We start from the raw sequence: 22,439 nt of genomic DNA, 5'->3' as shown, positions 1-22,439 counted from the left end.
GGTAAAAGGAGCGACCGTGACCAAAGTTATTTTCCGCGATCATGCAGGTGAGACCCGCGAAGTCGAAGCGAAAAACGGCACATCTGTTATGGAAGTCGCTGTCGCCAATATGATTCCCGGCATTGATGCCGATTGCGGCGGCGCATGCGCTTGCGCGACATGCCATGTTTATGTCGGCGACGCGTGGATGGGAAAGCTCAAAGCGAAAGAAGACATGGAAGACAGCATGCTCGATTTCGCCGAGAATGTTCAGGATAATTCCCGCCTGAGCTGCCAAATCCTGCTCTCTGATGATCTCGACGGAATCGAGATCACGACCCCTGAAAGTCAGTAAAGCTTGAACGTCCTTCTCGTCATTGGCGGGCTAGCCCTGCTAGTGGCAGGCGGCGAAATGCTGATCCGTGGCAGCGTCGGCATCGCAGAACGCTTCGGCCTGTCTCGCGCTTTGATCGGCGTTCTCCTGCTTGGCTTTGGCACATCAATGCCTGAATTCGTTGCGACCTTTGGTGCGGCGGCTAAGGGCGCAAATGATATCGCCTTTGGCAATGTGCTCGGCAGCAATATCGCCAATATTTTGATGATATTGGGCGTTTCAGCTCTGATCCTCCCGATTGCGACTCAGATGACGGAACTCCGCCGTGATTTCGTCTTTGTGATGGCCAGTTCGATCGGGTGTATGGCCTGGATCATTTTCGGCGGCATTCCGATTCTCGGAGCGGCGGCACTCGTCTTGATCTTCGTTGTCTATCTCTTTCTCTCGATACGCGCTGACATCCGCCTCCCTGCGGAGCCCGTCAATCCAATGAAAATACACAAACCGTTCCCGATCGACATGATGTTCGTCTTCGCAGGCGTGACCTTGCTTGTGATTGGGGCAGAAGGATTGATCCGGGGTGCAAGCTCAATTGCGCGCGGTTACGGTATATCCGAAGCCATCATCGGGATTACAATTGTCGGGATTGGCACGTCTCTGCCCGAAGCGACCGCGTCAATTTTGGCGTCTCTAAAGCGAGAGAATCAACTGGCGTTCGCTAATATTGTGGGCTCGAACATTTTCAACGGCCTTGCCATTCTCGGCATCACCGGCATATTTTTTCCGCTATCGTTCGATATAAGCGCGGCAGGATTTTCGTGGATCGACGGAGCCGTCCTAATCATCGCAACTGTCATGATGTTCGTCTTTGCGGCCACACAACGCAAGGTGATGCGTTGGGAAGGTGCCGTGATGTTAACCGCCTATCTGGGCTATTTAATCTGGCTCATCAGTCGCGCGCTCTAGCGCAAAAAACCTTATTAGGCGCTTGGCATCATCAGTCCGTGTAGAGACGGATCGATCATCGCGGCTTCGTGCGTGAGGTATTTCGCCCGCCGACTATCGGTGACGATCCCGGCTTTCATCGCAGCCTTGACCATTGGCACAACTGATTGAGATTTCGTGCGGTAATAATCCTTACGCGCTTTTTCTATCTCTGCCGAGCCACGCCGATCTGCGCTGACATGCAACGCGTCCACTTGCGCAACCACATCGAAAAGACGGCCAATTTCACTGGCAATATGGTCCGCCGCCGTATCGTGTTTATAAAACGAGACGTCCTTAGAAAAACGCGTCAAATCTCCGCCCGGGAGGACGACATGCATTTGTCGTCCGGCAAAGGCCACACTCGCGCTCATCTCTGAGTTAAATTCTGCGCTCAACTCTACGAATCGGTCGATAAAACCGGGTTGAATCAGTAAGCGCCCTTCGGTCTGATCATCCGCATAGACTTCTAATTTGGCGTCAGAGGGTCGCGTCGGAAAGGCAACTTGTTTCATGCCATCAATATGGCGTGGCCTCTGATCGCCCTGATCGGGCAAGACAACCGTGCGGCCATAAATCGGCAAAGCATGCGACACGGAAACTATCAGCCCATCAAACCCAGCCTCGGCGTCATAATCGCCGATATTAGCGCAGACTTCCTGCACACTGAACCGCTTGCTGTTAAAACTCACACCGCGAACCCGCCCGCGACAGCGAAAGAGCCCGTTCGGAGACTGCAGCATATTCGCCGCAGTCAGCAACATAAGCGCGCCGGGCGACGGCGAGACAGCCGAATAGCGATGACCGAAAAGGTCATAAAGCTTTATCCGCAAATCTTGCAGATCAACCGTTCCATCTGGGCCAAATCCTGACATAGATTCATGGTTAACGGGGAGTCATTAACGAGGTGTGGTGATTCCTGCTCAATATGGGTGAGACGGGCGTTTTTCTCGCTTCAGCAACATATCGACAATATCAAACACGGCGCCGACCTCATCGAGAATTTTCTGAGTCCGATCAGGCGTGGTCAGTGACTTAAACATCGACCCCGCTTCGAATTGGTCTTTCGTCTCGACCGCGATGAAAAGCGTATCTTGATCAAACCCGAACCGGATATTCTTACCCGCGACGGCCCGTTCTAAATCCACCATCTTTTGCATGAAGGCTGGATCGAGAATCACGCGGCCTTCGACTTGATCAGTGCCGTAGGCTTCGAACAGTTTTTCGAACACGGGATCAACCAGACCGATCCGTTTCATGTCCGCCTGTTTCTTCGCGTTGAACCACCCTTTGTCGCGCAAAACAATCGTTCGCCCGAACGTCTTCGTCGGGAAATCCAGCGTCATCAGCTGACCGCGAAAGACCGTTCTCCACGTCCGATTGCCCTTGCTGTTCCGGCTTTCCTTTTCGAGATGGGCTTCGACAGATCGAAACCCTGCGCCGTGCGCTTCCCCCGCAAGGCTGTCCTCATAAGAGAACCGGTCGACTTTTTTAGGAATCAGAAATAGATCCCGAAACGCGGACGTATCAAAACTCTCAATGTCAGGGGTGAACCGCCAGCCGACATAGCCGACGATAGCGTTGACGATCCGGCCCTTAGTTTCTTCGCGTATATCGTGGGTGATAAAATGGTAGACGAAATAGGCGGCCATGAAGGCGCCAATGCCAATCATAAATCCAATCCCGGTCTCGGACGTTTTCAAATAGACAGTCGCGGCAACGGCCAGAATAATGACGGCCGTTAATGCCCCACCGAGAAGGCCATTGCGCACCGCTTTGGCGCGAACAGAATCACGCGCGACAAGCTCGGGATGAACCTCTCGATCAAAGAAGTCCGAAAAGCCGTCAAACTCCGCGTGATGGGTCGTGAACTGATGCATTAGCCAAACGCAGCGCGCGCCTCCTGTAACTTCGCAACTTCGTCCGCATAGGCGGCGCGACGATCTTTTTGCAACTGCACCACAGCCTCCGGCGCGCCGCTGACGAACTTCTCATTGCTAAGTTTCTTATCAATCTTGGCGATCTCACCTTCAGCCTTGGCAATGGCTGCGTCGAGGCGTTTGGTTTCCGCCGCCACGTCGATCAACCCGTCCATCGGAATGGCATAGCTGACCCCGTCAACCACGGTTTGCAACGCGCCGTCGGGGGCGGTCGCCGCGAACGAAATTCCGTCGACGCGGGCCAAGCGGCCGAGGGCATCGCTGAACTGTGCGAAGCGTTTATCCTCAGGCGCGATGACAACCAACGATGCTTTGCGCGATGGCGGCACATTCATTTCCGCTCGCACAGAACGCAGCGCGGAAATCAGACGGATGAGCCAATCAATATTATCGCCAACAGGCGTAGCGTCGACTTCTGGCCACGCTGCGAGCATGACAAAACCGTCGCGGTCACCTGTTTGCGACCATAGCTCTTCGGTGATGAATGGCATGAATGGATGGAGCAGTTTGAACGACTGATCGAGCACCCATGCCATCGTGGCTTGGGTCTCTCCCGGCGTCTCGCCGAGGAGTTCCGGTTTGGCGAGTTCGATATACCAATCGCACACTGTCCCCCAAACGAAGCTATAGGCCGCATCGGCAGCATCATTGAAACGGTAGGTTTCGATATAATGCGTGACCTGTTTTACGGCGTCAGCCGTCTTGGCGATCACCCATTGGTTGAGTGCGCTGTCGACAGACTTGGGATCAAAATCAGCTTGCGAACGGCAGCCATTCATCTGCGCAAAGCGCGCAGCGTTCCACAGCTTCGTGCCGAAATTGCGGTAGCCCGCGACACGGTCGACAGACAGTTTGATATTGCGCCCCTGCCCGGCCATCGCGGCCAGCGTGAACCGCAGCGCGTCAGCCCCATACGCGTCGAACCCGTCGGGATAAGCTTTGCGAGTCGCTTTGGCGACTTGCGGGGCTTTCTCAGGATTCTTCAGCCCGCGCGTACGTTTTTCAACCAAATCATCAAGCGACACACCGTCGATCAAATCGAGCGGGTCAATCGTATTGCCAATCGATTTGGACATTTTTTTGCCCTGCTCATCCAGCACCAACGCATGAATATATACGTCCTTGAACGGCACTTCGTCCATGAAATGAAGGCCCTGCATCATCATCCGCGCGACCCAGAAAAAGATGATGTCATGCGCCGTGACGAGGACGGACGTTGGGTAAAATTTCTCAAGCTCCGCCGTGTTGTCGGGCCAACCGAGGGTCGAGAACGGCCAGAGGCCGGATGAGAACCATGTGTCTAGGACGTCGGGGTCACGAAGAATAGGATAGCCTTTAAAGGCATACTCTTCAGTCTCGTTAGATAAATTTGAAACGTAGCCAACATAGTCGGTTTCATCATCAACGAAGTGGGTATTCATACCATGATAGTAATGGTGGAAAGCACTCTCAGCTTCATTTTCGTTGATGGCGCTTACGATATGACGTTCATCAGTTGATAATTCAAACTGACCATTTGGATATCGCTTTATTACCTTCGGACCATACCAAGCCGGAACGCGGTGTCCCCACCAGAGCTGACGTGAGATGCACCACGGCTGGATGTTTTCCATCCAGTGATCGTAGGTCTTCTTCCAGTTTTCCGGGATGAAATTGGTCTTGCCCTCATTGACCGCCGCCATGGCGTCGCCTGCGAGCTTGTCCGCCGCCACGAACCATTGATCCGTCAACATGGGTTCGATCACCGCATTGGATCGATCCCCAAAGGGCTGCATGATTTTTTTGTCTTCGACGGCAATTAGCAAGCCTTCGGCGTCAATGTCGGCGACGACGGCTGTGCGTGCATCAAAGCGGTCCATGCCGACATATTTGTCGGGCATGATCTCGGACGCGATCATTTCGCCTTTGGTCCCCATCAGCGAATACATTGGAATGTCGTTGCGCTTGGCGACTTCGTAATCGTTAAAGTCATGCGCGCCGGTGATTTTCACCGCGCCAGAGCCGAAATCCATATCCGGATATTCATCCGTAATGATCGGGATCAGGCGGTGTGTGAGCGGCAGACGCACCATCTTGCCGACAATCGGCGCGTAACGTTCATCATCCGGATGCACTGCGATAGCGCCGTCCCCGAGCATGGTTTCAGGCCGTGTCGTGGCGATAGAAATATAGTCGCGCTCTTCGGACAGGGTGACGTTACCGTCTTCATCCTTCTCGACGTAGGTATAGGTCTCCCCACCCGCGAGCGGATATTTGAAGTGCCAGAAATAGCCGTCCACATCGCGGTTTTCGACCTCAAGATCGCTAATCGCGGTTTGGAAATGCGGGTCCCAATTGACCAAACGTTTGTCGCGGTAAATCAGCCCGTCATTATACATCTCGACGAAGGCTTTTGTGACCGCTTCGGCCATTTTGTCAGTCGGGTCCTCCGGATTTCCGAGCGTAAATTTCTCCCGCGACCAATCACAACTGGCCCCCAAACGACGGAGTTGTTCGGTGATGATCCCGCCGGACTCGGCTTTCCAATCCCAGACTTCCGCCGTGAATTCATCACGAGTCATGCTGGCGCGCGGGCGTTGTTCGTCGGCTAGCTTGCGTTCGACTACCATCTGCGTAGCGATGCCCGCGTGGTCCGTGCCCGGCTGCCACAGCACGTCAAAGCCACGCATCCGGTGAAAGCGCGCGAGAATATCCTGAATCGTATTATTGACCGCGTGACCCATATGCAGGCTGCCCGTTACATTGGGGGGCGGGATGACGATTGAAAACGGCGGCTTCGCATCATCCAGAGTGGGCTTAAAACACTCTGCGGCCTCCCACGCCGCATAAAGGCGCTGCTCTGCCTCTTTCGGATCGAAATGCTTCGGCAAGTCCAAATTATTTTCGGGTGTCATCTCGGGCATGGGTCGCTCAACAAAAAAGACCCGCCCCCATGTCGGCCTGTGCCGGGGGCGGGTGTGATCACGGCCTGCTTAGCGCAGGCAATCGGCATTGTTAAGTCGGGGATTAGCGCCCGACTAACCGAACAGCTTATTTACCGTCAGCGATGCGTTTGACTTCTTTGGCCACGGCGCGCTCGACAATTGACTGAATATTCGCGTCCAGCCATTCCTTGAGCATCGGCTTGAGCGCATCTTGCACCAAATCGCCAATGCGAGGACCGCGTTCCGATAGGATCGCCTTGTCTTCAACAACTTGGTTGAGTTCTGCAAATGCGGACATTGAGGCCTTTTCGGTCACATCGTCAAGAATCGCGTCAGAGCGAAGGGCGCTCGGCATGGGTGTCTCCATTTCGGAAGGTGTCGGTTTGGCAGGCTCAGGGGTGACTGAAGCGCCCGAAACAGGCTCCTCAATATCGGCTTGTTGTGTTTTCGCGCCGAGAACGGCAGCTGATTTCACCATAACAGCCGGCTCAACAATTGCTTCGGCTTCGGCCGCTGCGGCAATATCGGCCAAGCTTGGAACGTTGGGATCAATTTCAGATTTTGCGTCAAAGGCTTCAACTTCATCCTCTAACGTCATTTCGAGAATGCTCTCGAAAATATCGTCTTCCATGAGGTCGAGGTCATCCATATCGGACTCTGTCACCATCACAGATTCTGCCTGCGTTTCGGAGATGGGATCCGTGTCAAACCCGGCGAGTTCGTTCATCATCGCATCAAGATCTAAATCCAGATCGTCTAGTGACGATGCGTCCGCGGACGGATCAACATCATCATCCGTCAGATCCGCTATAAGCGATTTTACGACATCCATGTCGTCATCATCTGTGGCTGTTTGCGACTTGCCGACTTGGGGTGTGAGAGTGTGGGGCACGACGGCGGCCGCGAGCGGGCCTTCGGTCCCGGCCATCATCGTCGGCTCATCCATATCGACGAGTAGCTCATTCATAAGCCGATCCATATCATCTTGATCTTGATCAAGAGACGCAGCTTCGGACGCATCCGTTTCTACATCGAGCTCTGGAATGGCGAGATCATCGTCAAGTGACGCCATGTCGCCAATCCCAATAGACTGGGCGAAAGTGTCATTCTGGGAGACAGATGTTTCACCCGCGTTCAGGTCGCCTAATAGCGAGTCGAGATCAAACGGATCAGCCTCGGCATCAACCGCTATAAGAGGCTCAGCTGTGGCGTTTGAAACAGGTGATAATTCTTCACCGCTATTTTCAATTGGCGCATCACCAGGGCCATCCAGTGGCACAGGGTCAGCGTCGTCAGAAATTATTTTGCGGATAGATGCGAGAATGTCTTCCATACTCGGTTCCGACTCGGCCACGGCAAAGCCGTCCTCGTCAGTTATGTTTGCAGTGGATTCCGGAGTCTGTTCAGACATACCTGCTCGCAATCCCCATTTAAGCGCCCAGAATCAATTTACGGGCCTTACGTAACAATGAGTTAAGCGATGGTTAACCACTTGTCTAGACAGGTCTGTCCACAATCCACGAGGGAATTTTCTTTTTATCACCCGCCGTTTGCGAGAAAAAATTGACTCAGAAATTACGGCTTCATCGGCGTCTAAACGCCAAAAAAGGCCTCAATCTTCTTCTGAGTCCGATTCGGCATCCAGAGGCGCACCCTCACCTTCAGACACCCCAATGATCGCATCGTCTTCATTGAGATTTGGGAACACCGGCTCATCATTTCGAAAGACATCAGGAAGGAAACGGTCCCCGGCTCTCTTAAAGCGATCATCGCGTAGATCAGAAAAATAGGCGTCTGGATCGTGCCGCGTAATCGGCAGATCAATCCCATCCGCATCCAGCACGCCAATGGTGGAGAGTAGCTGAAAGACGGCGGCGTCATAATCCCGTTCGGCATTGATCAAGGTCAATTTTGCGTTCAGCGTTTCTTGCTCCGCGTCCAGCACGTCCAGTTGCGTTCGGGTTCCCACCTGTTGTTCCAACGAAACTCCCTCAAACGCAACGTCGGACGCCGCGACTTGACGTTTACTCGTTGCGACTATCCGTTTCGCCGCGCCCATTTGCGCCCATATCTGTGTGATCGTTTGATCGACAATCCGTTCAACATCCCGCGCTTCGAAACCGAGCCGTGTCTTCGCATGCTTGGCTTGGCGAACCCGCGACGCGTTAGCGCCGCCACTGAAAATCGGCACACTCACATTCGCGCCAATCGTCGCTTGATCCGTATCTTGAAACCCGAGCAACGTCCCGCGCGAACGGACCAGTGAGCCTTGCAAACTAATCGTTGGGCGTCCCGCCGCTTTCGCCACATCAATCGCGGCCGTACCGGCCAGCTCATTATAATATGCGGCGAGCAGTTGTGGGTTATTATCGCGCGCCAGCGCAATCGCTTGGTCGAGGCTCTCCGGCACGATGAATGCAGGCACAGGAGACAGTTGATCGGGCATCCGACCAACGTAACGTACGAATATCGCGCGGCTGCTGGCGATTTGCGCGTCCGCCAGCGCTAGGCCCGCTTCGGCCCCCGCAAGGCGCGATTCAGATTGCGCAATATCAGTCCGGGTTCCTTCTCCGACGTCAAACCGCTCATTCGCCGCGGTCAATTGCCGCGTCAGAACGCGCACATTGTTGCGACGAATACGCGCGGTTTCTTCGTCTCGCAGCACATCGACATAAGCCTTCGCCGCAGACAAGAAGACGTTGTTTTCGGCGTTTTCCAATCCAGCCCGCGCCGCCATAATGCTGGCTTTTGTTTGCTGTTTGAGCGCTTTAATTCGTCCCCCTTGGTACAGCGGTTGGATCGCAATGAGTTGGCTCGCACTTGGGGTCGTATCCGACCACCCTCCGCCACCAGCCGGAACAAAAGGATTGGTCCCATCGCCGGGCGACCGCGTTGCTTGCAGCGATAGTTCGCCCCCTGCCGTTAAGGAAGGACGTCCCTGCGCCCGCGCTTGAATATAGGTTTCGTCAATCTCCCGCAGGCGCGCCCGTTCGCCCAGCAATTGCGGGTTATTTCGGTAAACACTCGCCAAAACAGTTTGCAACGTATCCGTCCCAAAGACGCCAGCCTGAGGCGCTGGGTCAACCTCTTGCGCATTCGCGTATCCAGCCATGACACAAGCAACGGACAGCGCTGCGCTTGTAATCAGCAGGACGTTTCGAAAAACACGCATAGCGGTTCGATCAAGTAGGATGGCTAAAAAATAAAACTATGTGCGGGTTCAAATCCGGACAAAAACGGCGCATGCGCATCAAACACAACCCGGTCGCCAATGGCATTACCGGACTTCGTGAAAATCGTGGCCCGGCCAACTGGACCGTCTTTGATGATAACAGCCAAACGCCCGCCATTGGCCAATTGCCCAAACCAAGCCTGCGGCACCTCTGGCACCGCGCCGCCCACGATAATCACATTAAAAGGCCCGTGTTCCGGCGCGCCACGTTTGAGGTCCCCTTTGACAACGGCTGCGTTGACCACATCCAAGTCAGTCAACAGCGCCGTCGCCCGGTCAACAGTTTCGTCGTCTGTTTCCAGACCCACGACCGTTTCCGCGAGTTCAGACAAAATCGTTGTCGAATATCCGCGCGCACAAGCAATATCGAGCACGACCTCGTCCGATTGAATATCCGCGGCCTGCACCAGTTTCGCAAAGTCACGCGGCAGCAAAAGACTGCGCCCATCGCCATAATTCAAGACTGTATCTCCATACGCGAGCGCCATTTTTGATGCCGGGACAAACCGTTCGCGGGGCGTACGGCGAAAGGCTGCCAAGAGTTTCAGGTCAGTCACATCCGAAGGGCGGATCTGGCTTTCAACCATCGTTTCGCGCGCGGCATCGAAATCGAACTGGGGCATGGGGAGCGGTCCTTAAGACATCTAATCAGAACAGGTTCAGCCTGCCTCCTAGCCGCGCGCGCTGTTGCCTGCAACGCCGTTGCGCGCATGGCGCCTTATCGTCTGTGAGGGGATCGAATTTTTACAGTGCTCTTTTGCGCATTAACTGCATCGCCTGAAGAATAAACGTTGCACGCTGCCCCGTCCCCTTGGTAAAGGCAGCGTCTTGGATGGTACCATGGCGGAGTGGTTACGCTCTGGATTGCAAATCCAGCCACCCCGGTTCGATTCCGGGTGGTACCTCCAAGTCTAACTTTTCTTCGCCCTAGAGTTTCCGGCGTAGCCGGAAGAAAAGCGTGTCCTTTAGGACATGCGCCCCGAGGGGCCAATACCCGCATTTGCAAGCAGATTCCCCTTCGCGGCAGAACGATGGGGTATCAGGCGGTGTACGTCGCCTCAGTCCGCATTGAATAGATCTTCATGCACTGTTTCGCTCTCAATGCCGTCACCGTTCATAACGGCTGCGCCAATGGGTGATCTTAAAAGGCCGAAAACAGCGTCGAACTCTGCTTTGGAATTTATGTGCGGGTAGTCACCTTCCGGTACGGGTACGCCGAGGAATTCACACAACGGCGTCCATCCTTCTTTGGCTTCGAATACGAGCAAACGCTCAGGACCAAAAGCAGCTTTAACGCGGGCGCTGTGGTCATTGAAGGCCGCGACGAGGGCCTCTTTATCGTTGAGATCACCGCCCATATGATCAGTGATAGTCGCATCAGCCATTCGACCCCATTTTGTGCCTTCTTGAAGGCCTTGCATCATCTCACTGAAAATCGTGTCCTGCGTCGATGCGAACCATCGCTCAGCATCGCGAACTGAGAGTATAATTTTGGCCTCTGGATACGCATCTGCAAGTTCGCGCCAATAGTGAGACCCGGGGAAATCCACGGTCGCACCATAGCCTTCGAAAATTGTATTCCAGTCTGGATTTCCAGCCGCCGCATCAATCCATAGGTCAACATGACCAGCGGTCCCGAGAACCTCGCTCATATGATAACAGGGCGCTTGAAGAAGCGTTTCCAGCGCAGTTTTCAATGATGCTGTGCCCGTTCGTCCGAACCCGGCCCCTATAATTTTTATGGTCAATTTCACCCTCCCGTTTTGAATCTGGCTAGAGATCGTCAATTAAAATGACAAGCAAACAAATCGATGGCGGCATTAAGGCTCGAACCTAAACCCCTGCGAATACAAACAGCTATCGCTCTATGCGATATCAGGGGCGCAATATCTAAAACGAATGCGCGCCCTACAATCTATATAGCTTTGACTCTGCGCCCTCTCTTCTGCAATTTAGCCGTATGACTATCGCCCTCGCTGCTCTCATTGGATATTTCCTAGGGTCGATCCCCTTTGGCCTCGTGCTGACACGCCTGACGGGCGGGCCAGATATTCGTAACATCGGGTCTGGCAATATTGGCGCGACCAATGTTTTGCGTACGGGTAATAAAGGTATCGCGGCGCTAACGCTTTTGCTTGATGCTGGCAAAGCGGCCGGCGCGGGTTATCTCGCGCTCCATCTATTTGGCGCGCCTATGCAGTTTATTGCCGCCGCTGCAGCCTTGTTCGGGCATTGCTATCCCGTTTGGCTCCGCTTTAAAGGCGGCAAAGGTGTCGCGACATTTTTCGGCGCGCTGTTAGGTCTGGTCTGGCCGGTTGGACTCGTGGCGGCCACGACGTGGCTGTTGGTCGCCTATACGACGAAATATAGCTCTGCTGCCGCGCTTTGCGCCGCCGCTTTTTCAACCGCTGTGTCCGTGATGTTTTTCCCGTGGCCCGTCACGACGATGATTGGCTTTATGACCGTTTTAATCGTCTGGCGTCACCGCGAAAATATTGCGCGCCTTAAAGCCGGAACAGAATCCAAGATCGGCCAAGAAGGTTGAGACAAACCCGAGAACTTTCTTTTTCTGAACGCCGGGACTGGATTCGTCTTTATCGGACCCACACGGTCGGCCCCGTCGCCTTTTGGGGATTGTTAGGTCGGTTTGGCTCCGCCGCTAAGGCGCTCGACAATCTCCCCACTCTAATCCGGCGCAAAGACATTCGCCCGCCCACGTTTGAGCAAGTCGAAGCTGAGATGGAGGCAAACGAACGGCTTGGCATTCGGATCCTCTGCGCCATTGAACCGGACTACCCAGACTTACTCCGCGCGGTTGACCCTGTCCCGCCACTGATCAGCGTTTGGGGCGACGCAACCCTAACGTCCCGGCCTTGTGTCGCGATTATTGGCTCCCGCAACGCGTCCGCAATTGGCCAGAAGTTCGCTGCGCAGATTGCGGGAGAGTTGGGCGATGCAGGCCTCACGATTGTTTCAGGCCTCGCGCGCGGGATCGACGCAGCCGCCCATGCAGCGTCCATGAATTCAGGTACAGTGGGCGTGCTCGGGGGCGGCGTCGATCATATCTATCCTAAACAGAATGCGGAGCTCCATCTTGATATGCGCAAGCGCGGTTTGCTTGTCTCTGAATCGCCGCTCGGATATCGCGCCACGGCCCGTGATTTCCCGCGCCGCAATCGGCTAATTTCTGGCTTATCCTTAGGCGTCGTGGTGATTGAGGCGGCGGAACGATCCGGCACATTGATTACGGCGCGTTATGCGCTGGAACAAAACCGTGAAGTTATGGCTGCGCCCGGCAGTCCGCTGGACCCACGCACAAAAGGCTGCAACCGCTTAATTCGTCAAGGCGCTGCTTTGATAGAAACGACGCAGGATGTGCTCGATTTTCTCGAATCGTCCCGCGCCGACGCCATGCCGACCACCCTGTTTGATCCGATAGACGCCTATGACAACGTCCCGTTCGATAGCACGCGTGTTCAGGCCGAAATCGAGCGTGCGAAAGAGGCTCTCATGCAGGCGGCGTCGTTCACGCCGACCCATAAAGACGATTTAATCCGAGCGTCTGGCGTATCGGCCGGACTAGCTGCGGCCGCTTTGCTGGAAATGGAACTGAACGCAGACATCTTGGTCGAACCTGACGGACGAATTTCACGCGGCTAACGCAGGGTAAGACGGCCAATCATTCCCCTCACCTTGTTTGTCGCCTAGGCGCCCCCTGTACCCGTTCGAAGATTGCTCGCCGCGAGGGTGAGTAAGGCCGAGGCCTGGGGCTTTCCCGCTTCTAGCGCAATTTCAGACAGTTCCACCGCGAGTTCGAGCAGATAGTCGATGACGTCGGCTTCCTCCATCGTCGCTAAATCTACGAGACTAATCCGTGTCTTATCCAATGCCACATTCACCCTCCCACTTATCGCTCTCGTAAAAGTAGTGAGGTGATATTTCAAACGACTAAAGGTTGTATTTAGCATAAAATCGAAAATTGAGCGGCGCGCAAGGGATCACAGAGATCAACTTCACGGAATTCAACCTTTCAAACTCAACCTTAGCTATTATAAATTGGGTATGAGAAAAACATCCCACGCACTGTCCAACTTTCACCCAGCTAACTTTAAGATAGCCATTTGTCTCATGGTGACGGCCATGGCAGCGCTTCCGGTTTCATCCAGCGCACAATCCAGCACGGCCCCGTCAGCCTTTGAAGTCTCAGACAATGCAAAGGACCAAGGCTGGAAAAACGTCATCATCAATCTGTCTTGGCGCGGAAATGCTGTTTCGAAAGCCGAATTGGGAATCACAAAACCCGCCGAGGTCGTCTATTCCGGCACGGCCGACACGCCCGGCAATATTGTGTTTAATTGTTATAACGGCCGCCCCTCCGTGAGTTTTGCAATCTTGCCGATCGATATGCGGGGAATGATGACGGAACCACCGGACTCAAGACGCATGAAACTCAAACGGCCTAAGATCAGTATCGATGGTGTGCGTATTAAGGGAGAAGACTGGATTTATATGCCCGCCATGAAGGTTTACCGGGCGCGCCGCATAGGGTCTTTCAAAGCCTTGTATAACGCGACTATTTTGGGTTCGGACGTCCGTGTAAAAGCGGGCAGCGATAATATCCAGCTCAACGTCCCGCCCGCCGACGACGTGTTTAAAGACTTTGGCGCGACTTGCGGCATTGGGCGCTTGGCCAAGCGATAATCCTCTCACAGACCTCACGGCACTATCTGGAGCGCCGGATTGACATCGACGGCCGCGCCATCCACATGGCGCGCCGCATCCCTTGCGTGATCGTGTCTCTATATATCACGCGCCACTGGACAGGACCGCAATGAACCTTGTCGTCGTAGAATCGCCCGCCAAAGCGAAGACCATCGAAAAATATCTGGGCAGCAATTACCGTGTGTTGGCCAGTTTTGGCCATGTCCGTGACCTGCCGTCCAAAAACGGCTCGGTTGATCCGGACAATGATTTTGCCATGTCGTGGGCGATAGACACGCGCGCGCGCAAGCGCATCAAAGATATCGAAGACGCGCTAAAAGACGCCGACAAACTCATCCTCGCGACCGACCCGGACAGAGAAGGTGAAGCGATTAGCTGGCATTTACTTGAACTGCTCGGCAATAAGAAGGTCCTCAAAGGCAAGCCGATCGAACGCGTCGTCTTTAACGCGATCACCAAAAACTCTGTGCTGACGGCGATCAATAACCCGCGCCAGCTCGACCAAGAACTCGTTGACGCCTATCTCGCCCGCCGCGCGCTCGATTACCTTGTCGGCTTCACGCTCTCGCCCGTTTTGTGGCGCAAGTTACCCGGCGCGCGCAGCGCAGGTCGCGTCCAATCCGTCGCTTTGCGACTGATTACAGAACGCGAAACCGAAATTGAACAGTTTAACCCCCGCGAATATTGGTCCGTTACGGCGGATATGAGCACAGCCTCCGGCGCGTTCTCCGCCAGCCTCGTGCGACTCGACGGCGAAAAGCTCGACAAATTCAGCCTCAATGATGAAGCCAAAGCAAAAGACGCCGAAGCCAAGGTCAAGGGCGCCAACCTCTCGATCAAATCGGTGGAGGCCAAGCCCCTCACCCGCAATCCACAACCGCCCTTCACCACCTCGACGTTGCAACAAGAAGCCAGCAGCAAGCTGGGCTTCTCCGCCACGCGCACCATGCAAACGGCGCAAAAGCTCTATGAAGGCGTCAACATCGGTAGCGAGACTGTCGGTTTGATCACCTATATGCGGACAGACGGCGTCTCCATGGTCGGCGAAGCCGTCAGCGATTGCCGCGCAACGATTTCATCTAATTATGGTGACGACTACCTGCCCAGTTCGGCACGGATGTATAAATCCAAAGCCAAGAACGCGCAGGAGGCCCACGAAGCCATTCGTCCCACTGGCTTTGGCCGCACCCCATCTAGCCTCAATCTATCTGGGGATGAAAAGCGCCTGTATGAGCTAATCTGGAAACGCGCGACAGCCAGCCAAATGGCCTCGGCTAAATTGGAACGCACAACCGTTACCGTCGTCGATGCACGTGATTCTCTGGCCTTACGAGCTACGGGGCAAGTCATCCGGTTTGACGGGTTTTTGAAACTTTACGAAGCGCCCAAGTCTAAGTCTGACGATGATGATACAGATAGCAAACTGCTGCCGCCGCTCAAACGGGGCCAAGACACGGACGCCAAAACTGTCGTCGCTGAGCAACATTTCACTCAACCGCCGCCGCGTTTCTCCGAAGCGAGCCTCGTCAAGCGGATGGAAGAACTCGGCATTGGCCGCCCGTCAACTTACGCCTCGATCCTCAAAGTATTGCAAGATCGGGACTATGTCACGCTGGATAAACGCCGGTTTACCCCGTCCGATAAAGGCCGTTTGCTGACCGCGTTCCTCGAAGAGTTTTTCGCTAAATACGTCGAGTATAATTACACAGCGGACCTCGAAGAACAGCTCGATAAAATTAGTTCGGGCGATCTGGAATGGAAGCAAATGCTGTCCAATTTCTGGAACGAATTTTCGACGCATGTCGATGGCACCAAAGAACTTCGCATCACCCACGTTCTCGACGCACTGAATATTGCGCTGAAAACTGTCGCTTTCCCGGAAAAAGAAGATGGCTCTGATCCGCGCAAATGTACCAACTGTGATGACGGTGAACTCTCGCTGAAACTGGGTAAATTCGGTGCCTTCGTGGGCTGTTCCAACTATCCTGAATGTAAATTCACGCGTCCCTTTGGGGCCGGCGACGGCGAAGATAGCGAAGCCCAAGACACAGAACTTGGAAAACATCCGGAACTCGGCGACGCTGTCTGGCTTAAAACCGGACGCTTTGGCCCTTATGTTGAGCTGGCGCTTCCCGCCGATACGGACATGGACACCAAACCCAAGCCGAAACCCAAACGCGCGAGCTTGCCGAAAGGCTGGGGCTGGCAGACAATTGATCTCGATAAAGCGCTACAGCTATTGAGCCTGCCGCGTGAAATCGGCAAGCACCCTGAAGATGGGGAATCGATCAGTGCCGGCATTGGCCGCTACGGTCCCTATGTCGTCCACCAGCGCACCTTTGCGTCACTCGGTGAAGTACATGAAGTCTGGGAAGTTGGCCTGAACCGGGCCGTGACTCTGATCGAGGAGAAGAAAGCTTCGCGCGGCAAAGGCCGGACACAAAATGTGCTGAAAGAACTCGGTAAACATCCAACCGATGAAGCGCCCGTCCAGATTCTAGATGGCCGCTATGGTGCCTATGTCAAATGGGGCAAAATCAACGCGACAATCCCCAACGGTCAAGATGTTGACGGCGTCAACATCGACATGGCGCTGGAGTATATTGCGGAGAAGCAAGCCAAGGGCACGAAGAAAAAGCCCGTGCGCAAAAAACCCGCGGCGAAAAAGAAACCCGCCGCCAAGAAAAAACCGGCGGCAAAGAAGCCGGCGGCTAAAAAAACAACAGCTAAGAAAACGCCGGCAAAAAAACCAGCCGCAAAAAAAGCCCCCGTCAAGAAAGCGCCCTCGCCTAAAACTTAGAGGAAAAGGGCGACCTTATATTTTTGATATGTCGCCTTTAAGCGTTGTCTCGCCTTTGAAAACAGACCTTTATTAGGTTTATTTTCAAAGGTTAGAGTCCCTAATTGCGGGCCCTAGGTTGCGATTGATGTGCCCCTTTTCGCTGAGCCATCAAGTGGTTTGATTGGTTAGAGCCAATGAAATCAAATCGACTATTGTCAAAAAGTTCAATTTCTTGTTCGGTGAGTTCGCGCATTTTTATCCCCATTTCAATTTGGGGAAATATGCTCGCGAGACATTACTTAAATCTCTGCTAACATTCTAAAAATCGGGTTAATTTGCGACTGGATGCGTTTTGGGCGGCCGAACGGAGAATCGTATTTTACCTGAGAGCCGGGCGCTGTGCTCGCGATTGCTTGCCATTTCATCCCCCGGATGAAATATCTGCACTATATGACATTATCCCGCGATTCCATCCTCGACATCGTGCGCGAGCGTCCCGACCACTATGACCGCAAGCGATTAGCCAAACGGCTGGGCATCAAAGGCGATGATCGACGCACGTTACGACAGCTTTTAAGTGCATTGGTTGACGACGGCGCGATCGTCTACACGCCTGAAAAGACTTACCGTTTATCCGATGCCTTGCCCGGCGTTATGGTAATTAACGTCACTGAAGTCGATGATGATGGCGATATGTGGGGAGAACCGGAAGGCAAGGACGGTAAAGCCGCTGCGCGCCGTGTGTTGATCCATGATAAGTCCGAACGCGGATCGACGGACGGGGCATTGGGTGTGGGCCACCGGGCGCTGGTGCGGATAAAATTGCGCAAAGATGGGACAATTACGGGCCACGTGCTGAAACGTCTTGGTCAAGGCGCATCGAGCTATTTGGGCGTGTTAAATAAGACAGGCAAGGGCTGGCGCATTCAACCTGTGTCCAAGAAAGCCCGCCATGATTACGGCGTCGACGGCCTACCCGATAGCGCTGAAGACGGCGATCTTGTCATGTTCCGCTCAACCCGGCGTAATCGCGGACAACTCCGATTAGCCGAAGTGATCGACACCATCGGCAGTATGAAGGATGAACGCGCGGCTTCGCTCATTTCGCTCCATGAGAACGAAATTCCGCTCGGATTTTCTGACGACGCGAAAGAACAAGCCAAACAAGCTACAATGCCCAAAGTCGGCGAGATCGGGCATGAGGATTTGCGCCATCTGCCGCTGCTCACCATCGATCCGGTTGATGCGAAAGATTTTGATGACGCGATCTGCGCGACACCCGACGACAACCCCAAGAATCCCGGCGGCTGGATTGTTTGGGTCGGCATCGCCGATGTCTCAGCTTTTGTGACGTCTGGCTCCGCGCTCGACAAAGATGCGTGGGAAAAAGGGAATTCTGTTTACTTACCGGATCGTGTCGAACCGATGCTCCCGCATGAGCTGTCGTCTGATCTGTGCTCTTTGCGCCCGAATGAAGACCGCGCGTCAATGCTCGTCAAAATGACGTTTGACAGTGGCGGGTTCAAAACGGCCCACGAATTCCACCGTGGCATCATCCGCTCCCGCGCACGCCTCACCTACCGCCAAGCACAAGACGCGTTTGAGGGCCAGAACGGGCCGGAGAGCCAAGATGTGCTGCCGGAGCTATCCAACCTCTACGCTTGCTACAAAGCGCTCCGTGGCGCGCGTGCACAGCGCGAGCCGCTCGAGATTGATCTGCCGGAACGGCGCGTTCATGTGAACGAGGCTGGTCACGTCACGTCCATCACGCTGCGCGACAGATTCGACGCGCATAAGCTAGTCGAAGAATTCATGGTTCAAGCCAATGTTGCCGCCGCTGAAGCCCTGTCTGATAAAGGCGTGCGGACCATCATGCGGTTCCACGATGACCCTGACTTTCAGCGCGTCAAAGATCTGACGGACTTCGTCCCCGCGTTAAATATGAAATTTTCGCCCGGACAACGTGTGACCCCGGCTCGGTTCAACCGCCTGCTCGAACAAGCCAAGGAAAAAGATCTGGTCGAAACTGTCGGTATGGCGGTTTTACGGACGCAATCACAAGCGATCTACTCGGCCGATAAAATGGGTCACTTCGGGCTAAATCTGACTCATTATGGTCATTTCACCAGCCCCATCCGGCGCTATGCTGACCTTGTCCTGCACCGAGCGTTAATCAAGACCTTCAAACTCGGCGCTGGCGGCACGACCAAGGAAGAAGAAGTTCGCCTAACCGAGACGGCCGATCACATCAGCGTCACAGAACGTCGGGCAATGGTTGCGGAACGCGATGCCGTGGACCGCTATATCGCGGCCTATTTAAAAGATCGGGTCGGCGCGACATTCAAGGCGCGGATCACGGGTGTGACAAAGTTCGGACTGTTTGCGAGCCTGTCAGAAACAGGCGCAGACGGCCTCATCCCCGTGCGATCGTTAGGGCAAGAATATTTTGTGCTGGATGAGAAAACGAAAAGCCTTGTTGGATCAGAGTCTGGCGGAACCTATCGGTTCGGACGCGAAGTGGACGTGAAGCTAGTCGAAGCCACCCCCGTCACCGGCGGGCTGATCCTCGAAATGGTTAGCAAGCCCGAGCCCGGTAAACCGCCCAAGGGCGGGTCCCGCCATCGCGGCGGATCTCATTCTGGCTCCAAAGGCTCCCGTGGATCGAAACATAAGCGGAAACGCAGATCATGACCCTCCCTGACCCGACGAAAATATCTGATCCCATGAAACCGTCGAAAGTGTCGGGCATGCACCTAACTGACACAGAACGGTCCGCGCGTAAACAACTTGAAAAAGCGCCGCGCCCGCGCATCGCCGCGACTGTCGTGTTGACCATTGGCGACCGTCATAATCCAAAAATATTGATGGGCCAGCGCTCTAAGCGTCATGACTTCATGCCGAGCGTCTATGTCTTCCCGGGCGGACGGGTCGACCGAATCGATAGTTTCGCGCCTTATGCGGGTGATCTCTCTGCACGAACAGAACGCGTGCTGGAGGCCGCCGTCCCGCCCCGCAAGGCCCGCGCCATTGCCCTGTCCTGTATTCGGGAGACCTATGAGGAAACCGGTTTAATGATTGGGACGGACGCCGCCCACCAACGCCGCAATATGAACAACCCGACCTATGACGCGTTTCGTCAGGCCGGACAGGTGCCTGATATTTCAAATCTGGAAGTCTTTGGTCGTGCCATTACGCCGCCGCATCGACACAAACGCTTTGATGCATGGTTTTTTCACCGCCACCTCGGCGATGTCGCCCCACCCGAAGTCGGCGATAGTCGAGAATTGCTCAATGTAGGCTGGTTTACATTGGACGAGATTGAGGAATTGGAGCTGCAGCGCGCAACGGTCATGATGATGGGCGTGTTTAAGGACTATGTCCGACGCCCCGCACCGGCGCCTGTAATATTTTTCTCACGCGCTAGACATGGAACCTTTCAACAAGAGCGCTTTCCCTGATGCGTTGACTTGACTTGACCGAGCACGGTTCGTAATGGCCCGCCTTCGAATAACATCCCTTTCCGGACGAGAACCATGGCGAAGCCAACCACAATTAAAATCCGCCTGAACAGCACAGCTGGTACAGGTTTCTTCTATGTCACCAAGAAGAACTCCCGCACGATGACCGAGAAAATGGTCAAGCGGAAGTATGACCCCGTTGTGCGCAAGCACGTCGAGTTCAAAGAAGGCAAGATCAAGTAGATCTGCCGACAATCTTCTATGGATTTGAGGGCCGCCCTACGAGGCGGCTTTTTTATGCCGCAGTTGCCGTTTTTGACTCAGTCCTGCCTAGGTCAGCAGCCTTAACCTGATTCCGGCCATTACGTTTGGCATGGTAGAGAGCTGTGTCAGCCCGACGGAAGACTTCGCGGAGTTGCTCGCCGGGAATAACCTGCGCCACGCCGCAACTCATTGTGATTGATAGCCCTTGCCCATCCACGAAAATGGGGGTTCCTGCCATTGATTGACGGACCCTGTCTGCGGCGAAAAATGCTTCGTCCTGTGTCGTGCCGGGCATCGCAATCATGAACTCTTCACCGCCATATCGTGAGACGATGTCGACAGCGCGCATATTCGTCACGATTCGCGCTGCGACCTCTTTGAGGATTTGATCGCCCATGTCGTGGCCCAACATATCATTGACGCGTTTGAAATGGTCGATGTCGAATACAAGAATAGAGAAATCTTCGCCGCCGTCTTTTAGCTCATCAAAGAGCGGTTCAACTTGACGGTCAAAAAACCGGCGATTGCCCAGCCCGGTTAGCGGGTCAGAAATGACCATTTCAAGATCTTCGTTGAAGTTCTCCTTCAACGAATCAGCGGTGAATTTTCGACGCAACAAAGTGGCCATCCGGGCGCGCAGCTCTTGGGTTTCAACCGGACGCATGATCGAATCATTCACGCCTAAATCATAAGCTTTTACGAACGTCTGTTGATCGTCCGAATCCCCAATCACAAGAATAGGCGTATCGCGGGTTTCAGCACTAAACCGAAGGGACGCGCACAAACGCAGCCCATCGAAGGATTTCGCGACGAGACTGACGATAACCAAATCAAAGTGCGATTTTGCTTTCCGCATGGCTTCAGCGGGATCGTATTCGATCACGACCTCATGCGCTTCGCCAATCATCCGGGAAATACGGGCGGGCTGGCCGCCTTCGTCGCCGATTAACAAAATCCGGCCTTTGCGGCCTTGAATTTTTTCGAACATCGGCCGGCAGTTTTCTGCCGTGTGGCCCGTATGTGACATGAGCTGATCAGTCGTCATTTTAAGCCGCAGCAGCGATCTAACACGCGCTGTCAGGTTAAAATCATCAATGGGCTTCGTAATAAAATCATCTGCGCCGGCTTCGAGGCCCCGAACCATATCTTTGGATTCTTCTAACGCTGTCACCATAATGACGGGAATATGATAGAGTGAGGGGTCGCTCTTGAGAATTCTTGTCGCTTCGAATCCGTTCATACCGCCCGGCATGATGATATCCATCATAATGAGATCAAGACGTTCTTTCGCGGCAATTTCCAGGGCTTCTTCACCACTCGACGCCGTCAGGACATCATAATATTCGGCCGAGAGTTTGACATCCAACAAATTTCTGTTGGGCGCGAGATCGTCAACAACCAGAATGCGGGCAGACATAGCCGTCAGCCCCTACGCCGCTTGACTATATTTACGGACCGTCTCGAGGAAGCTACTCACCGTAATCGGCTTAGAAATATATCCGACACAGCCCCCGTCACGAATGCGTTTTTCATCGCCTTTCATGGCGAACGCCGTCACGGCGACAACAGGAATTCCCGCGAGGCCAATATCATCTTTCAGCCACTTAGTGACTTCCAATCCGGACACTTCGGGCAATTGAATATCCATAAGAATCAGATCGGGAACAAATTCTTTAGCAATGGAAATGGCTTTCAGGCCCTCGCGGGTCTGTCGAACTTCATATCCATGGGCGTCGAGCAGATCGCTGAACAGTTTCATGTTCAACTCATTGTCTTCAACGATCAGGACCTTCTTGGGCATGATTTGTAGCATTTCTTCC

Annotated in this window: 19 protein-coding genes and 1 tRNA gene; 10 read left to right on the top strand and 10 right to left on the bottom strand. The window is 54.2% G+C overall.

What is annotated here, in order from left to right:
- The first annotated feature begins 16 nt into the window (after positions 1-16).
- Complete coding sequence (locus tag IE105_RS13285; RefSeq protein WP_189499252.1) at positions 17-334, top strand: 2Fe-2S iron-sulfur cluster-binding protein; 318 nt, start codon at positions 17-19, stop codon at positions 332-334.
- Positions 335-337: 3 nt separating this feature from the next.
- Positions 338-1,279 carry a calcium/sodium antiporter gene (locus tag IE105_RS13280; protein ID WP_189499251.1) on the top strand — a complete coding sequence of 314 codons (942 nt, stop codon included), beginning with the start codon at positions 338-340 and terminating at the stop codon, positions 1,277-1,279.
- A gap of 14 nt (positions 1,280-1,293) precedes the next feature.
- Here IE105_RS13280 and IE105_RS13275 read toward each other — a convergent pair whose 3' ends face one another.
- The 6 genes from IE105_RS13275 to IE105_RS13250 form a co-directional block, all read right to left on the bottom strand.
- The gene (locus IE105_RS13275) at positions 1,294-2,172 is read right to left on the bottom strand and encodes a DUF3137 domain-containing protein (RefSeq protein WP_189499250.1); all 879 of its coding nucleotides are present in this window, start codon (positions 2,170-2,172) and stop codon (positions 1,294-1,296) included.
- Positions 2,173-2,220: 48 nt separating this feature from the next.
- Positions 2,221-3,177 (bottom strand): DUF3137 domain-containing protein, encoded by a 957-nt coding sequence (locus IE105_RS13270; RefSeq protein ID WP_189499249.1) that lies wholly within the window; start codon positions 3,175-3,177, stop codon positions 2,221-2,223.
- Positions 3,177-6,140, bottom strand: coding sequence for a valine--tRNA ligase (locus IE105_RS13265; RefSeq protein WP_308429118.1), 2,964 nt, complete (start codon positions 6,138-6,140; stop codon positions 3,177-3,179). The genes IE105_RS13270 and IE105_RS13265 overlap by 1 nt, the downstream gene beginning before the upstream one ends.
- A gap of 127 nt (positions 6,141-6,267) precedes the next feature.
- A complete protein-coding gene (locus tag IE105_RS15440) occupies positions 6,268-7,572 on the bottom strand; it encodes a DUF2497 domain-containing protein (protein WP_233354159.1) in 1,305 nt (434 codons plus the stop codon).
- Between the two features lie 201 nt (positions 7,573-7,773).
- Positions 7,774-9,333, bottom strand: coding sequence for a TolC family outer membrane protein (locus tag IE105_RS13255; protein WP_189499248.1), 1,560 nt, complete (start codon positions 9,331-9,333; stop codon positions 7,774-7,776).
- Positions 9,334-9,356: 23 nt separating this feature from the next.
- Positions 9,357-10,016: a protein-L-isoaspartate O-methyltransferase family protein gene (locus IE105_RS13250; protein WP_189499247.1), complete on the bottom strand. Its 660-nt coding sequence runs from the start codon at positions 10,014-10,016 to the stop codon at positions 9,357-9,359.
- A gap of 211 nt (positions 10,017-10,227) precedes the next feature.
- Here IE105_RS13250 and IE105_RS13245 point away from each other — a divergent pair.
- A tRNA-Cys gene (locus IE105_RS13245) sits at positions 10,228-10,301 on the top strand.
- 150 nt (positions 10,302-10,451) lie between these two features.
- On the opposite strand, the gene IE105_RS13240 is transcribed toward IE105_RS13245, so the two are convergent.
- Positions 10,452-11,141, bottom strand: a complete 690-nt coding sequence (locus IE105_RS13240; protein WP_189499246.1) for a sulfotransferase family protein — start codon at positions 11,139-11,141, stop codon at positions 10,452-10,454.
- A gap of 212 nt (positions 11,142-11,353) precedes the next feature.
- Between IE105_RS13240 and plsY the strand changes: the two genes are divergently transcribed.
- On the top strand, positions 11,354-11,938 hold the full coding sequence (gene plsY / locus IE105_RS13235) for a glycerol-3-phosphate 1-O-acyltransferase PlsY (protein ID WP_189499245.1): 585 nt from the start codon (positions 11,354-11,356) through the stop codon (positions 11,936-11,938).
- Entirely contained in the window at positions 11,935-13,053 is a 1,119-nt protein-coding gene (gene dprA / locus IE105_RS13230; RefSeq protein WP_189499244.1) for a DNA-processing protein DprA, read from the top strand. Before plsY ends, dprA begins: the two co-directional genes overlap by 4 nt.
- A 44-nt stretch (positions 13,054-13,097) precedes the next feature.
- On the opposite strand, the gene IE105_RS13225 is transcribed toward dprA, so the two are convergent.
- Entirely contained in the window at positions 13,098-13,286 is a 189-nt protein-coding gene (locus tag IE105_RS13225; RefSeq protein WP_189499243.1) for a hypothetical protein, read from the bottom strand.
- 247 nt (positions 13,287-13,533) lie between these two features.
- Between IE105_RS13225 and IE105_RS13220 the strand changes: the two genes are divergently transcribed.
- The 5 genes from IE105_RS13220 (at position 13,534) to rpmG (ending at position 20,598) form a co-directional block, all read left to right on the top strand.
- The gene (locus IE105_RS13220; RefSeq protein WP_189499242.1) at positions 13,534-14,094 is read left to right on the top strand and encodes a hypothetical protein; all 561 of its coding nucleotides are present in this window, start codon (positions 13,534-13,536) and stop codon (positions 14,092-14,094) included.
- 130 nt (positions 14,095-14,224) lie between these two features.
- Positions 14,225-16,915, top strand: a complete 2,691-nt coding sequence (gene topA, locus IE105_RS13215) for a type I DNA topoisomerase (protein ID WP_189499241.1) — start codon at positions 14,225-14,227, stop codon at positions 16,913-16,915.
- A 381-nt stretch (positions 16,916-17,296) separates the two neighbouring features.
- Complete coding sequence (gene rnr, locus IE105_RS13210) at positions 17,297-19,588, top strand: ribonuclease R (RefSeq protein WP_189499240.1); 2,292 nt, start codon at positions 17,297-17,299, stop codon at positions 19,586-19,588.
- Positions 19,585-20,355 (top strand): NUDIX hydrolase, encoded by a 771-nt coding sequence (locus IE105_RS13205; protein ID WP_189499239.1) that lies wholly within the window; start codon positions 19,585-19,587, stop codon positions 20,353-20,355. Before rnr ends, IE105_RS13205 begins: the two co-directional genes overlap by 4 nt.
- A gap of 75 nt (positions 20,356-20,430) precedes the next feature.
- Positions 20,431-20,598, top strand: a complete 168-nt coding sequence (gene rpmG, locus IE105_RS13200; protein WP_189499237.1) for a 50S ribosomal protein L33 — start codon at positions 20,431-20,433, stop codon at positions 20,596-20,598.
- A 52-nt stretch (positions 20,599-20,650) separates the two neighbouring features.
- Here the strand turns inward: rpmG and IE105_RS13195 are convergent, their stop codons facing one another.
- Both IE105_RS13195 and IE105_RS13190 read right to left on the bottom strand, forming a co-directional pair.
- On the bottom strand, positions 20,651-22,036 hold the full coding sequence (locus IE105_RS13195; RefSeq protein ID WP_189499235.1) for a PleD family two-component system response regulator: 1,386 nt from the start codon (positions 22,034-22,036) through the stop codon (positions 20,651-20,653).
- A 12-nt stretch (positions 22,037-22,048) separates the two neighbouring features.
- A complete protein-coding gene (locus IE105_RS13190) occupies positions 22,049-22,420 on the bottom strand; it encodes a response regulator (protein ID WP_189499233.1) in 372 nt (123 codons plus the stop codon).
- Between the last annotated feature and the right edge of the window lie 19 nt (positions 22,421-22,439).

Source organism: Algimonas arctica, from assembly GCF_014652695.1.
In the GTDB taxonomy this organism is placed as follows: Bacteria; Pseudomonadota; Alphaproteobacteria; order Caulobacterales; family Maricaulaceae; genus Litorimonas; species Litorimonas arctica.
This window is presented reverse-complemented; position numbering and strand designations above follow the sequence as displayed.

What these genes read in the sequence shown, in the direction of transcription:
- IE105_RS15440 (WP_233354159.1), bottom strand. Translation starts at nt 7,572, where the DNA reads ATGTCTGAACAGACTCCGGAATCCACTGCAAACATAACTGACGAGGAC.
- plsY (WP_189499245.1), top strand. Translation starts at nt 11,354, where the DNA reads ATGACTATCGCCCTCGCTGCTCTCATTGGATATTTCCTAGGGTCGATC.
- IE105_RS13255 (WP_189499248.1), bottom strand. Translation starts at nt 9,333, where the DNA reads ATGCGTGTTTTTCGAAACGTCCTGCTGATTACAAGCGCAGCGCTGTCC.
- topA (WP_189499241.1), top strand. Translation starts at nt 14,225, where the DNA reads ATGAACCTTGTCGTCGTAGAATCGCCCGCCAAAGCGAAGACCATCGAA.
- IE105_RS13195 (WP_189499235.1), bottom strand. Translation starts at nt 22,036, where the DNA reads ATGTCTGCCCGCATTCTGGTTGTTGACGATCTCGCGCCCAACAGAAAT.
- IE105_RS13220 (WP_189499242.1), top strand. Translation starts at nt 13,534, where the DNA reads ATGGCAGCGCTTCCGGTTTCATCCAGCGCACAATCCAGCACGGCCCCG.
- IE105_RS13265 (WP_308429118.1), bottom strand. Translation starts at nt 6,140, where the DNA reads ATGCCCGAGATGACACCCGAAAATAATTTGGACTTGCCGAAGCATTTC.
- IE105_RS13250 (WP_189499247.1), bottom strand. Translation starts at nt 10,016, where the DNA reads ATGCCCCAGTTCGATTTCGATGCCGCGCGCGAAACGATGGTTGAAAGC.
- IE105_RS13270 (WP_189499249.1), bottom strand. Translation starts at nt 3,177, where the DNA reads ATGCATCAGTTCACGACCCATCACGCGGAGTTTGACGGCTTTTCGGAC.
- rpmG (WP_189499237.1), top strand. Translation starts at nt 20,431, where the DNA reads ATGGCGAAGCCAACCACAATTAAAATCCGCCTGAACAGCACAGCTGGT.
- IE105_RS13205 (WP_189499239.1), top strand. Translation starts at nt 19,585, where the DNA reads ATGACCCTCCCTGACCCGACGAAAATATCTGATCCCATGAAACCGTCG.
- IE105_RS13275 (WP_189499250.1), bottom strand. Translation starts at nt 2,172, where the DNA reads ATGTCAGGATTTGGCCCAGATGGAACGGTTGATCTGCAAGATTTGCGG.
- IE105_RS13190 (WP_189499233.1), bottom strand. Translation starts at nt 22,420, where the DNA reads ATGCCCAAGAAGGTCCTGATCGTTGAAGACAATGAGTTGAACATGAAA.